Genomic DNA, 12,728 nt, shown 5'->3' on the forward strand with positions numbered 1-12,728 from the left:
CAAATTTTTGGGGGGGCCCCCCCCCCCCCCCCCCCCCGACCATTACTGCACGTTTGATCTCTCGTTCCCGAACGTTCCAGACCGAACGGCTCTGGACGAAAAGGGGCCATGCGCCAAGGAAGTGATGGGTGATTATTACCCGGACGCCGCCTGGTGCGATAAATCGACATTCGTGCATGGCGGCTGGCAAGCCTGCCTGAAGGGGCGATAACAGCGACTCTCCCGGGAGGTGGAAAATGAAAAGAGTTGAAAGTCTCGTAATTAAATCGCTCGTCTTCCTGGCGACAGCCAATCTCGATTTCGTCATCGCACAGGCTCAGAACGCGCCGCAACCAGTGGCACAATTCGGTGAAAAAACGAATAACAGCACCCATAACTTTCCTAATGCACCTCAGGAATTTGTCGTGTGTACTGGATGGCACGCCCTTTGTTCTGCATCCTATGACTGCAAAATGAATGGCGACAAGGCTGACTGCGACTGCTTGAGGGTTAACGAACCCCATATTGTTGAAACAGCTTCAATCCAGGATACAGCGGTCAAACACCTGACGCAGGCCCAATGCACTACTAGACATCCGTGCGATGCAGATCAAGCTCCAGTTTGCAAGGCCATCAAGTACGGACAGTATGAAGTTGATAATGTCACGTATGATTGGGTGTCAACTTTTTCTTATCGTGGCTGGTGCAGTCTCTTGCAGGTTAAGCCAAAAGCCTGTGACCCGAGTGCAGCGGGCTACGCAGGGGATCTATATTGGGCCGTCTGCGACGGCGCTCCGTGCACGGAAAACCAGAATCCATCCAATCTAAATAAGCCCTTGAGCTGTCAATGCCGGGTAGAGAACGCACGGATCACACCGTTTCTGGGAACCAATGGCAGTTGCACCGGCGACAATGGCGGGATAATGTCAAGCTCTCCGCTATGGACATGGGATTTCCAAAACAACAGATACCGGATTCCTTTGCCTGGCATGGAATACGTACAGAGCGCATGTGCCCCGTTGGAATCCGATCCATTGCCGCCGCGATGATCGATGATCTAAGTTCTTGTATGCACAATAGCGGTTACTTGGCTGCTCAGCGATAGCTTTTCATGATTAGACATTTCGAAACGATGTGTCTAATGTTTTTATCGCTGTCTTTTCGAATGACAAAAATGTAGCGATTACCGGCCATTATCCATACTTTCTTGAGAGACAGGTAATGGCACAAATGAGCAAGTTAAGACAACCGCACACCGGCTCATTCAGGTGATATACCCGATCCTGATAATTCCCCCTGTTTTCTAGCTTTTACTGCAATCTAGTGGAATCATCCAAGACTGATCGGATTTGCTGTCCTTCGCATACTCAGCCGCCGGTATAAATTCATCCGTTTTAGACTTCGTAAATATCATGTTGGGAAAGATTGCCTCGAAAAATCTGCACTCAATTGACCAGCCGTAGGCTTACGCCAACAAGACTTTTTTGCCTAACAACTATTACAATTACCAAAATTTCGCCACGTCGTCTTTCATCAGGGATTTGATCATGAGCAAGCTATTTTTTCACTCGTTGTCGTTTTCGCCTCGCCGCTTTTGCAGGCCGTTACCCATTGCACTTCTTGCTTTGACAGGCGCCTGTAGTCCTGAGATTGACCGTAAGGTGCATATCGAAGGCGGTCTGGCAAATCTAAACGCCACAACATCCATCGCAAGCAGCGGGACTCCGTCGGTCGCCGCCTTTGCTTCGCTGCCGACGATTACCCACTTGCGACTTTCACCATCGGGAAAATATCTCGCTTTCCTGCAAAACACTGAAAGCCAAACCATACTGGTCACGCGAGCGACTTACAGTAATGGAAAAGGCGAAGACGTGCATGTTGTGCTGAAGTCCGACAACGACAAATTCAGAATTGCCGATTATTACTGGCTCAGCGATAAACAGTTGTTGGTTAGCGTTCGTTATCCCGATCGACGCTACGGTATTGATTCGATAGAAGGCCGTCTGTTGTCGGTCAGTCGTGACGGCAGCGAAACGCATGGCGAACTGTTCCGGCGTAACATGGATGCCTTCGAGATTGGCCAGGATCGCAACCTTAACCCGATTCCGCAGCTTCAGGATCAAATCGTTGCGCTGTTGCCTGACGATCCAAATCATGTTCTGCTTGCGCTGGATTTGATCAATCCTGGACAGCCTGACGTTTATAAGGTTGACGTATACAGTGGTGAACGCAGCCTGGTGCAACGGAACAAGCCTGGCATTAATAAATGGTTGGCTGACGCACGGGGCGAAGTGCGGCTGGGCATTGCGATGCTGAACACGCCTTACCGGGTGCTTATGCGACGGCGCGATAGCTCGGATTGGGAAACGCCGGCTGCGCTGGAAAAGCGGCGGCATAAAGGCGAAAACGTGTATCCGCTGGGGTTCGATGGGGATAGCAATATGCTGTATTTTGCCGCCGGCCATCAGGGCAAATCGGCGATTTTTCGCCTCGACACCGGCAAACCGGATGCCATGGAAGAATTGGTTGTCGCCGATCCCGATTATGACATCGAAGGTCCGTTGATCTATGGTGGTCATCAAAAACAGCCGGTAGGGGTATATTACGCCGCTGATGAGGTCCGCTCCATTTACTGGGATAAACAGACCAGAAAGAAACATGAGCGTATCAACCGCACCCTGCCAGGTCGTAGCAATATATTGACCAGCAGTGACCGCGACGACAAACTTCATATTATTATGTCGTCAAGCCCGACGCAGCCGCCTCAATATTATCTGCTGAATGACGAGACCAATCGGATGACGCCGTTGGCCGACGTCTATCCCAACCTCCATGCCGACCGGCTGTCCACGCCTCGTGCAATTCATTTCAAGGCGCGCGATGGTCTCGACATTCCCGGTTATCTGACTTTGCCCAAAGGGGGCGGTGAACGCAATTTGCCGACCGTTGTCTTTCCGCATGGCGGGCCCTGGGCACGCGATATCAACGATTTTGATTATTGGACGCAGTTTTTCGCCAGCCGAGGCTGGGCTGTGTTACAGATAAACTTTCGCGGCTCGGCCGGTTTCGGCGAGGAATTCAAACATGCCGGTTTTCAGCGTTGGGGCCTGGAAATGCAGAACGACATTAGTGACGGCGTAGCTTGGCTGCGAACACAAGGTATCGCTGACGCCAATAAAATCTGCATTGTCGGCGGCAGCTACGGCGGATATGCGGCACTGATGGGATTGGCCCAAACTCCTGACCTGTTTCGCTGCGGCGTCAGCTTTGCCGGTGTCACTGATCTTTTGGGCTTGCTCAACCATTTGGATAGTTATCTTGTTAACAAAACCGAAATAGACCGGCAGTTGGGTGGTTGGTGGTCTGATCATCAGAGGCTGAAAGCTACTTCGCCGATCACGTTGGCAAAAAACATTCGTGCGCCGCTGTTGATCGTGCATGGCGTTCAGGACCGCAGTGTGCCGGTCAGTCAGTCCCAAGGTATGGTGGCGGCATTAAAGGATGCCGGCTTCAACCATTTCAAATATCTGGAATTACCTCTGGCTGATCATCATCTGTCACGGGAAGAAGACCGCCTGCGCTTTTTCAGCGAAATGGAGCAGTTTTTAAAAACGTATCTTGACAGTAACAATGATTCGGACAGTTTTACCCAGCAATCGTCCTTTAATCACTGAGTTCGACGCATAGCAGGGCTATTTTTTCGCAATCTCTGCTCAGACCTAACTTACCGAAAAGGCGTAACAGCAAGTGTTGATTGAATTTTTTACGTTTTCAGAAAGCAATGGAAATCACCGTTTCCTGCGGTGTCTGTTTTTGACGTCGATCTTCAAGCTTCAAGAGATTCTGCGCTGTCGTTCATTAAAGTAAAGTTGTAAACACCTGAGCCTATGTGATTGTTTTTATTAGATACCAAGAGTTACAACTTTGCTTTAATGAACGGCCGCCCTTTTGATGCAAATTAGCGGGAAACATTTGCCAGCTTTGCCATAAAGATCGTCTACACTTTTCAGCTGGAAATGACTACTCTGCTGCTTTTATTTAATGAATTTATTCTCTTTAGCTAGAAAAACCACTGCCAACGGTTGGAAAAAACTAAAGGCTGTTTTGCAAGCTGAGCAATCTGTCATCGGACTAAACCATGAAAACTGAAGAAAGGAGAAGTCCATTGCATCGTTTAACAGGATTTCTTGGTGTGATTTTTCTATCAGGTTGCGCCACCTTGAGCCAGGAAGAATGCCGTCGTGGCGATTGGTTTGGATTGGGTATTCGTGATGGACTTGCCGGCGAAACCCGTAGCCGACTGTCAGATCATATAAAAGCCTGTTATGAATATGGCATTGCCATAAACAATCAGGCGTATTTTGCCGGGCGCGAACAAGGATTGCGCGATTACTGCCGAATTGATAATGCCTTCGACCTAGGATTAAGTGGGCACCAGTACCAGCATGTCTGCCCGCCATCCATAGATGGTTTATTTGGGCGCTATCATTCAGCTGCTTTTACCGTTTACGAACACCGCGCTGAACTGGACAGGCTTGATCGAGACATCGCCAGCAAAGAAAGCCGTCTACACGACAAAAAATTAAGCGATAAGGACCGCGAGCGGATTCGTTCCGATCTGTGGGATTTGGATCGCCGACACCATCATCTTCGCGATGATCTTTACTACCACGAACGGCAGCTTGATGATTTGCGCCGCGAAGCCCAGTTTTATCGTTGAAGGTGTCAACTATTTGCTGACTATAGCCTCACTAAGACATTCAGGAAACAGTTGCCGCTTCCTTAAAGTCTGCGACGTTGCGCAAGGTGGCCGGGTGTCATCACGCGCAATCATAATGCAGCAGAAAACACATAGACCGGTTCAATTTGAGATAACGGAACAAACCAGAGACTCGTTGAACGGGCAAATCCCGACCGTTTGCAGCCCAGTACCTGATTAGCAATCTATGACTACATTGATACGTCTAGCCGACATTCGCAAGTTATCGTTGTCAGTGGCACCGAGACTTGTTATGTTATGAGATAGTTACATGCATTTGACACAAATCCATAATCGAACTGCCCATATCAGTTCAGCGACGTTTTGCCTTTGGAGATGTCATAGCCGGATCGAAGTTATTTTGACGATACACGTTATTACCCACCAATCGATATGACAGATATCACTTTTACCCCCGCAGATTACCCCGAGATTCGCCGTCGAGGCGTTTTACTGAATGCCAAGATTTTAAAAAAGCTCAGTAAAGAAGATGCCAAAACCTGTGGCCGCCATCTTGGGATATGGCACCAAAAAGCGTTAGTGATAGACAACGAAGACGAAATAGATTTATTTGCCGATTATGCTACTTACGGCTATCGCCCCCATGGCTTCAATATGGCCGAGAAATTCTTGCGCTTATTCCATAAAGAGGCAGACGATTTTGAACTTGCATTGCTTCGGCGCATGCGTTTTGCCCACTATGCGATTTATCAAGTCGAAGAAACGAATGGCACGGATACCCTTAAGGCCGTGGATGTGTTCAGTAAGGTTCAGTACAAGCTCATAGATTACCAATTGGCTAAGACCGCTTATCAAGGTTTGATCTTGGCCGGTTATCTGATCGATTTTGGTGAATTCTCTATCCAAACGGGCGGAACGGTGTTGGTGACGCGGGAGATTCTTGAGTCTGCTGAAGTGGGACGTGTGATTGACAGTATTGATGATGATCAGCTTGGCGATTTTTTGAGTAATCCGGTCAATGGCGCTAAGCTCGCAAAAGCGGTTGTTTCTGCGGCTTTTAAGCTAGGGCAAGCTTCAAATTTCGGGCATAAGTCACTATGACAGACAAATGCGCTTCTTGATCAGCAGTTAGCGCGGTAGGATGCGGTGAGGTACGAACCGCATCGTTCGCGATCGATGCGCTGGCATTGAAAGAGAAAATATTGCAGATGAAGCGATAGGGAATTCCACCGGCTGTGCCTATGGAATTCCGGCTGTTTTCTAAAAAGGAATCCCGACGCCCAGTTCCAGAGCTTAGTGGCGCAGAGCAGCGTATAGCTAAAATTGAATCGCTTCAAGAGAAAATCCGAAATGCCTGGACAAATGCAAAGAATTCGCAAATCATCGAGTCGTTTGGTAGATTTGATTACAAAGAAATTCGATACTGAATATCGAAAGTTCTTCGTCACAGAAAATCAATTGAATTAGGGCGAGCAGGAAATATCAACATAACAAAAATCACAAACACCGCCAGGTCCCAACAAATGACATTTGTATAATTAGGGAATTGCTTTGCCTACAATATCGACGTTTTATGGAATCATTATTCGCATGTACTTTGCGCCTGGCGAACATCCGCCACCGCACTTTCATGTCTATTATGCTGAATATACGGGTACAGTCGATATATGTACTTGTGAGTTGATAGAAGGAAACTTACCAAGGAAGCAAATAAAACTTGTGTTGGCGTGGGCTGAGTTACATCAGGAAGAGCTTATGCATGATTGGAATTTGGTTATGAAAGGCGAGGAGCCTTTCAAAATCCAACCCTTACAATGAGAGGAGATGTTGTTATGCACCCATCAGTAAAAACTGTTATTCCACGAGATGATTACTTGCTTGATATAAGCTTTAGTAACGGCGAAAGCGGCGTATTGGATATGAAGCCCTACTTGGATTTTGGAGTTTTTAATAGAATTAAAGATTACCGCTCTTTTGAAAAAGTTGCAGTTGTCTTTGATACGATTGAATGGGAGTCTGGAGTCGATCTTGACCCTGAGTTTGTTTACGAAAAATGTAAGAAGGTATTGACCTAACCCAATGCTCCAACGCGATAAGGCGCAATTCATAGCGGGGTAGGATGCGGTGAGGTACGAACCGCATCGTTCGCGATCGATGCGCTTCACTGCGTTCAGCGTATCCTACGAGCTAGTTGCAATTAAATACGGATTTCCCAGGCTTCCTTCAACTAATGGCGGTTTTTGATCGATCAATTTGCCTTTATTCCAAGGTGCTTTTCGGGGTAAATGACTGGATTCTATTTTCATGAAATCATCTTATGGAATGTGTTGATGGAAACAGATCATCGCATAGCTGTGCTGATAGTATGATATTATCATACGCAAATACTCCACCCTATAGGCGAGGCTATATTATGTCCATGCAACGCAAGACCATTACCATCACAGAACAAATGGAAAACTGGGTTAAGGCGCAAGTCGATTCCGGAAAATATGGTAATGACAGCGAATACTTTCGGGATTTGATTCGTCGTGATCAAGAAAGACGAGAAGCCGAAACCCGACTCCAGTTGATGCTTGATGAGGCAGAATCGAGTGGTTTGAGTAATCGAAGCGCTCAGGAAATATGGAATGACATGGAAGCCCGGGTGATCTCAAAAAATGGCTGACTATCGTCTATCCAAGCACGCTGAGGAAGATCTTGGCGGTATTGCCGCTTATACCATACAAAACTTTGGCCTCAAGCAAGCCAGGCGTTACCGAGACGGATTATTCAAAACGTTTGAAATGATCTCAGATTTTCCTTTGATCGGAAGCGATCAAGGGAAAATCAAAAAGAATGTTCGGCGACATGTTTACGAATCCCATACAATTTACTATCGGGTTGATGGGGAAGGAATCATTATTCTGCGCATATTAGGTCCTGGCGAAGACCCTTTGCAGCATCTAATCTGAATTCAAAATATTAAGCACCGCAAACCAAAAGGTAGCAGTTAGTACATTTACTTTTATTGAAAAGGTCGTTAACCGATCCAAATCGGTTTTTATCACAATTGGTTGAGCGACTGGTTGTTTTCGGGTAGCAGGCGGTCGCTAAGATAAGAAGAAACCATATATCATCCGATACGAGAAGATATACCGTTAGCGTTTTGATGGTATACGCTGAATTTATTGCCCAGAATGAAGTAATCATGGATGATACATAGAAAACTATTTAATTATTTGTTACCCAATAATCTTGCCGCGAGCAATTTCATCAAGAATACACGTCAAAATAAGTGAGAATACCCCATGTACTACCATGTAATTGTTGAGTCTACTGACAAGAACAAGAAGGGCAATTATGAAAGTTGTTATGAACTGAACAATACCAACCTCGAAGAAATCAAGGAGCTTATTGTCAAGCCATATACAAGACATGAGCAGATTTATGTTAATGGCATATATATTGAATGGCAAAAAATTAGGCTTCTAAAAATAAAATCATCCGAAAGATTATTGGCGGAGTTACGTGATATTGCTCAACAGTCAGTTAGTCCAGGAGTTTTGCTTGTCTACAATGAAATAATGATTGTAAATAGCGACAAATATGTTAATGACATTACAAAAGATGTTCTTAGGTCTGTTGGCGAGATACTAAAGTCAAACACACCGAAAAGCTCTTCTGTGAAAATCGAAAAAAATAAGATATTTATCGTGCACGGCAGAGATGATCTTGCAAAAACTGAGGTGGCGTGCTTCATAGAAAAACTTGGATTTTCAGCTGTAATTCTTCATGAGCAAGCAAGCTCTGGAAATACAATCATTGAAAAGATCGAAGAGCATACAAACGTTGGATTTGCCATTGCTTTATATACCCCATGCGACATTGGAGGGCTTGCTGGCGAAGCTAATCAGAAACATCGGGCAAGACAAAACGTTATTTTCGAACATGGATACCTGATCGGAAAGCTTGGGCGAAACAGTGTTTGCGCACTTGTTAAAGGCGACATTGAGATTCCTAATGATATTAGTGGAGTTGTTTACATTCCACTTGACAGCCACTGTGCATGGCATCTTGCTGTTGCTAAAGAGCTTCGCAACGCAGGATACTCCATAGACATGAATAAACTTATCTAGGCTAACAAGTTGCTCAACCGAGCGTTCCTATAGTCGCGCCGATTAGCGGCACGTTAGACTTAAACGAGAATCGCCATGACCATCTCCAGCGACATTCAACTTCTTCTCGCATTCATAGCCCTCGCGCTAGCGATGTTAATCGTTATTGGGTATACGGGACTCAAGCTTGCGGAAGAAAATGGAACAGACGTTCGCGTCGTTTGGTACCTTTTTTCGCTGGCCTCAGTTGCAACATGCATAGCCACAGCCTGGGCTAGCAGCGTGGGAGCAATCGATAACCAAGGAGTGTTTCAAGGAGAACTCGGAGCGGCAGTAAACGCGTTCCTAACGTTCATGTTGGACCTTGATACCGACTTGAAGATATTTTCAGCAATACTGGTGATGGTCTTACTTCCACAGATCGCCAGTTACGTCCTGAGCGGACTTTTTGGCTGCGCATCCGCTCCAATTTTTGTTGGCGGAGCCATCCGCTTCTTTGTTTGGAGTATCGTCAAATCGTTCGTTGTCGCGGCAGGAATTGTTCTATCCATTGCGCTCTATGGGTATTTCAATCACTGGAACGGCTGGAATGCAAAAGGTACTGCATCAATGTCAAGTATGTCGGGCTTGCTTCTCATGCTGTCGTTCTCAATGCTCTACCTTTACCGTGATGTCCATGCTGCAGTAGATAAGCCTTCGACAAATTGGTTTCCCAAATTCCAACGAATGGTTGCCGACTTGCAGGGCTGGTTAACTCGTAAGGTGCCTTGATGAGGCACGTGTGGCTTAACCTCTCGTTGCCGGTTCCCTCCGCCCTTCGGATTCCTGCCACTCCTTAACTCAAACGTTAGATTTTACTTAAACTTAATAAGGAGAATTAAACTCGATAAGGCGCAATTCATAGGGCGCAATAGGCGCTAGCCGTAATGCGCCGGATGGCTATACACTGGCATCGAAAGAAGCAGATATTGCAGATGAAGCGATAAGGAATTCCACTGGTTGTACCGATGGAATTCCGGCTGTTTTCTAAAAAGGAATCCTGACGCCCAGTTCCAGAATATGATTGGAAATATTCGCTTGTCCCAGGCGCGTTTCATAGCGGAAAAACGCCGACCGGCCTTCAGGCAGGGTGGCGGCGATTGAAGCGCCGAGGTTGAAGTAATCCCGGTCCGGGCTGTCGGTCAGTGTCGTGAAATAACCCATGCCGGCCGGCGCGCTGACAAACTGGGACTGAATGGCGCGCGCACTGTCCTCAAATTGATGCACCCATTCGAAGCGGGCGCCCGGCGCGAGAATGCCCCAGGGCATGCTGATTGACTGGCTGAACTGGCTGCCTAGCGTCGATGTCACCGACGAAATGGACTGGTCCGCCACGTTCAGGGCAAAGCCGGCGCCGCCCTGTTCGGTGTACTGGTCTATCGTAGTCTCTATATATTCGCCGCGAAGATAAGGGCTGACAAAGAAGCTGCCTATGTAAATGTCCTTGCCAACTCCCACGCTGCCGCCGTACTGGTCGCCTTCCGGATTGCTGGCTGCGGTGGTGATCATGCCCGGATAGGCGATGCGCCGGTTCATTTCGTAACCATGGATGGCGTAGCTCGCAACCCAGTCGACGTAGAAATCCTGGGGCAGAAAGTAGCTGCCGTAGACGGAAAAGTCGCCTGACTGCGTGGTCATATCGCCGCCGTTGCTATTGAAATCCGTATTGGTGTGTCCATAACCGGCCGCCATACCCATGATCAAGGCGTCAGTGAACTGATAATCGACACCCAGCATGATACCCTTGGTTTCAAGGTCGAAGCCTTTTTCATTGCGGGTTTTGTTTTTATCGCCGATCTTGATCTGGCCTTTCAGGAAGAAGCCCAGCGGGCTGTCCCTTAACGGCTCATCCCCGGCGGCTCCTCCCAAGGCGTTGTTTAAGGCGTTCTGCGCCATTCTGCCTAACGCCACGTTTTCGCCATCGACATTCATGTTGAAGCCGAGCACGGACAGGCCGCCGTTATTTCGCCTGTTTCTTACCTCGATGATGCGGCCATGGATGATCTGCAGCTGCTGCGAGCCGAAATCGACGGCGGCCGATCCCTGGGCAGCGATTTGCTCAGGAACGATGGCATCGAGAACCTGCCTTTTTTCATCGTTACTCATCCCGGACAGGTACAGCTCATCGCAACGTTGCTTGAATTCGCCAGTCGCTGCCGCGCATGACTGGTCCAGCGCTTCGGCTACCGATCTTTGGTTGGGGGTAAGGTTGTCGATGTCGCTCAGTGACGGCGTGGTATTGGTTATCGTTATATCGACTGCGTCAATGCTGCTGAGCGTCGCGCCTACCGGATTGGAAAGGCGGATTGAAAACAATTCATTTTGCTCGGTCGTATCGCTGTCGGCTGTGGTTTCGATCGTGATTGTTTTCGGGCCGGCATCGCCGTCGCTCCAGATCAGCGTGCCTGACTTTTCGGTATAGTCGCTGCCGGCGAGAGCTGACCGGTTTACCGTGGTGTAATCAACGCGGACCTCGCCATTGGTGCCGCCGGTTCTTTCCACTGTTACCGTTACCGCATTGCCTTCCGTAACCGTCTCTTGCGCGATGCTGAATCCCGTCGCCGCTGGTGCCGTTTGGTCGGCTATCGTAACCGTCGAGCGGCTGGTGCCTAATGTCAGAGCGTTCGTAGGGTTGCTCAGATCGACGGTAAAGGTTTCATTCGGTTCTGTTAAGGCATCGGCATTGATCGGGATGTCGATGGATTTGGTGCCGGATTCGCCGTCGGCCCAGCTTAATGTGCCGGCTACGGCATCGAAATCCTGGCCGGCGATTGCGGTGCCGTTATTGGCGCTATAGTCAACCGTTACGCTGCCGCTGGCGCCGTTTGAGCGGGTGGCCGATACGGTGACATGGCCGGCACTCTCATTGACGCTGTAGGTTGCGCTGTCGAGATTGACGGTGCCGGCGCTGTCATCGTCGAGAATTGTCACGGTTGTGCTGCTGGTGCCCAGGCTGAGGCCGGTGCTGGGATTGCTCAGGGTCAAAGTCAGCGTTTCGTCTTGCTCCACAGCTGAATCAGGCCGTATTGGAATGACAATGGATTTGGTGCCGGATTCGCCGTTATCCCAGTTCAGCGTGCCGGATACGGCGTCAAAATCCTGGCCGGCAACCGCCGACCCGTTTGCCGTGGAAAAATTAACCGAAACAGGGGTGTCGGAGCCGTTTGCACGCGTAGCGGTGATGGTGATGCTGCCGCCGCTTTCGCTAATGCTGTAAGAGGCATTATCAAGACTCACAGTGCCGGAGTTGTCATTATCGGTGATGTTGACGGCGGCAGTGGCATTGCTGGAGATGACTTCCTCAACATTACAGCTTAGATTCTGGAGGCCCAGTTGAATGTCTTCGGAGCTTTCCGGCAGGGTATCATCGATAATATTGAGGTTTACAGTCGTTGAGTACGTTGTTTGCACTCCGGTAAAATTAAAGTTGGTCTGAACAGCAAATCCGTCGTTCAATGCAAAATCGGTATTTTCAATTGCCGACCCGCCTATAGGAACAACCCTGCCCGACAGACTGCATCCGCCGTAATCGTTCGCTTCCTGCGTGATGGTAATACCTATCTGCGCCGTGCCGGTTGCCTCATCAACAGTGTAGGAATTAGGGGTAAAGTCCAGTATCCAGGCATCAGCGGAAATCGGCGTTAGAGCCATCATGCTCAAGGCTGTCAATAATATCGGCTTGGAACCATATAACCGCGGCGGCTGAAAGACGGTATTTCGAAAAGGTGATTTTTCAGGGTGAACTGAAGGATGCCTGGGATGTGCCAAGGGTAATTGCATAATGATTTAGCTCCTCAAAGATGACGGGCGGATATGCCTGGCCGCCGGCAGCGTTAGTGTTTTTTATTTATCGCTGATGAATATAATATTAACAGAATCCTGAATGCTGAGCA

Annotated in this window: 11 protein-coding genes; 10 read left to right on the plus strand and 1 reads right to left on the minus strand. The window is 48.3% G+C overall.

Annotated elements, in window-relative coordinates:
* Positions 1 to 236: 236 nt before the first annotated feature.
* The 10 genes from V2P20_RS02440 to V2P20_RS02485 all read left to right on the plus strand — a co-directional run bounded on the left by V2P20_RS02440 (position 237) and on the right by V2P20_RS02485 (position 9,567).
* Positions 237 to 1,028, plus strand: coding sequence for a hypothetical protein (locus V2P20_RS02440; RefSeq protein ID WP_331815771.1), 792 nt, complete (start codon positions 237 to 239; stop codon positions 1,026 to 1,028).
* Positions 1,029 to 1,526: 498 nt separating this feature from the next.
* The gene (locus V2P20_RS02445; RefSeq protein ID WP_331815773.1) at positions 1,527 to 3,653 is read left to right on the plus strand and encodes a S9 family peptidase; all 2,127 of its coding nucleotides are present in this window, start codon (positions 1,527 to 1,529) and stop codon (positions 3,651 to 3,653) included.
* Between the two features lie 464 nt (positions 3,654 to 4,117).
* The gene (locus tag V2P20_RS02450; RefSeq protein WP_331815775.1) at positions 4,118 to 4,699 is read left to right on the plus strand and encodes a DUF2799 domain-containing protein; all 582 of its coding nucleotides are present in this window, start codon (positions 4,118 to 4,120) and stop codon (positions 4,697 to 4,699) included.
* 432 nt (positions 4,700 to 5,131) lie between these two features.
* Positions 5,132 to 5,800 (plus strand): hypothetical protein, encoded by a 669-nt coding sequence (locus V2P20_RS02455; protein ID WP_331815777.1) that lies wholly within the window; start codon positions 5,132 to 5,134, stop codon positions 5,798 to 5,800.
* A 450-nt stretch (positions 5,801 to 6,250) separates the two neighbouring features.
* The gene (locus V2P20_RS02460; RefSeq protein WP_331815779.1) at positions 6,251 to 6,517 is read left to right on the plus strand and encodes a DUF4160 domain-containing protein; all 267 of its coding nucleotides are present in this window, start codon (positions 6,251 to 6,253) and stop codon (positions 6,515 to 6,517) included.
* A 14-nt stretch (positions 6,518 to 6,531) separates the two neighbouring features.
* The gene (locus V2P20_RS02465; protein WP_331815781.1) at positions 6,532 to 6,774 is read left to right on the plus strand and encodes a DUF2442 domain-containing protein; all 243 of its coding nucleotides are present in this window, start codon (positions 6,532 to 6,534) and stop codon (positions 6,772 to 6,774) included.
* Between the two features lie 338 nt (positions 6,775 to 7,112).
* A complete protein-coding gene (locus tag V2P20_RS02470) occupies positions 7,113 to 7,367 on the plus strand; it encodes a type II toxin-antitoxin system ParD family antitoxin (RefSeq protein ID WP_331815783.1) in 255 nt (84 codons plus the stop codon).
* Positions 7,360 to 7,653 (plus strand): type II toxin-antitoxin system RelE/ParE family toxin, encoded by a 294-nt coding sequence (locus V2P20_RS02475; RefSeq protein WP_331815785.1) that lies wholly within the window; start codon positions 7,360 to 7,362, stop codon positions 7,651 to 7,653. The genes V2P20_RS02470 and V2P20_RS02475 overlap by 8 nt, the downstream gene beginning before the upstream one ends.
* Positions 7,654 to 7,989: 336 nt before the next feature.
* Positions 7,990 to 8,817: a nucleotide-binding protein gene (locus tag V2P20_RS02480; protein WP_331815787.1), complete on the plus strand. Its 828-nt coding sequence runs from the start codon at positions 7,990 to 7,992 to the stop codon at positions 8,815 to 8,817.
* Between the two features lie 75 nt (positions 8,818 to 8,892).
* Positions 8,893 to 9,567, plus strand: a complete 675-nt coding sequence (locus V2P20_RS02485) for a hypothetical protein (RefSeq protein WP_331815789.1) — start codon at positions 8,893 to 8,895, stop codon at positions 9,565 to 9,567.
* 255 nt (positions 9,568 to 9,822) lie between these two features.
* On the opposite strand, the gene V2P20_RS02490 is transcribed toward V2P20_RS02485, so the two are convergent.
* Entirely contained in the window at positions 9,823 to 12,489 is a 2,667-nt protein-coding gene (locus tag V2P20_RS02490) for a Calx-beta domain-containing protein (protein WP_331815791.1), read from the minus strand.
* Positions 12,490 to 12,728 lie beyond the last annotated feature (239 nt).

This window comes from Methylobacter sp. Wu1 (assembly GCF_036553575.1).
GTDB lineage: Bacteria > Pseudomonadota > Gammaproteobacteria > Methylococcales > Methylomonadaceae > Methylobacter.

What these genes read in the sequence shown, in the direction of transcription:
- V2P20_RS02440 (WP_331815771.1), top strand. Translation starts at nt 237, where the DNA reads ATGAAAAGAGTTGAAAGTCTCGTAATTAAATCGCTCGTCTTCCTGGCG.
- V2P20_RS02445 (WP_331815773.1), top strand. Translation starts at nt 1,527, where the DNA reads ATGAGCAAGCTATTTTTTCACTCGTTGTCGTTTTCGCCTCGCCGCTTT.
- V2P20_RS02450 (WP_331815775.1), top strand. Translation starts at nt 4,118, where the DNA reads ATGAAAACTGAAGAAAGGAGAAGTCCATTGCATCGTTTAACAGGATTT.
- V2P20_RS02455 (WP_331815777.1), top strand. Translation starts at nt 5,132, where the DNA reads ATGACAGATATCACTTTTACCCCCGCAGATTACCCCGAGATTCGCCGT.
- V2P20_RS02465 (WP_331815781.1), top strand. Translation starts at nt 6,532, where the DNA reads ATGCACCCATCAGTAAAAACTGTTATTCCACGAGATGATTACTTGCTT.
- V2P20_RS02470 (WP_331815783.1), top strand. Translation starts at nt 7,113, where the DNA reads ATGTCCATGCAACGCAAGACCATTACCATCACAGAACAAATGGAAAAC.
- V2P20_RS02475 (WP_331815785.1), top strand. Translation starts at nt 7,360, where the DNA reads ATGGCTGACTATCGTCTATCCAAGCACGCTGAGGAAGATCTTGGCGGT.
- V2P20_RS02480 (WP_331815787.1), top strand. Translation starts at nt 7,990, where the DNA reads ATGTACTACCATGTAATTGTTGAGTCTACTGACAAGAACAAGAAGGGC.
- V2P20_RS02485 (WP_331815789.1), top strand. Translation starts at nt 8,893, where the DNA reads ATGACCATCTCCAGCGACATTCAACTTCTTCTCGCATTCATAGCCCTC.
- V2P20_RS02490 (WP_331815791.1), bottom strand. Translation starts at nt 12,489, where the DNA reads ATGATGGCTCTAACGCCGATTTCCGCTGATGCCTGGATACTGGACTTT.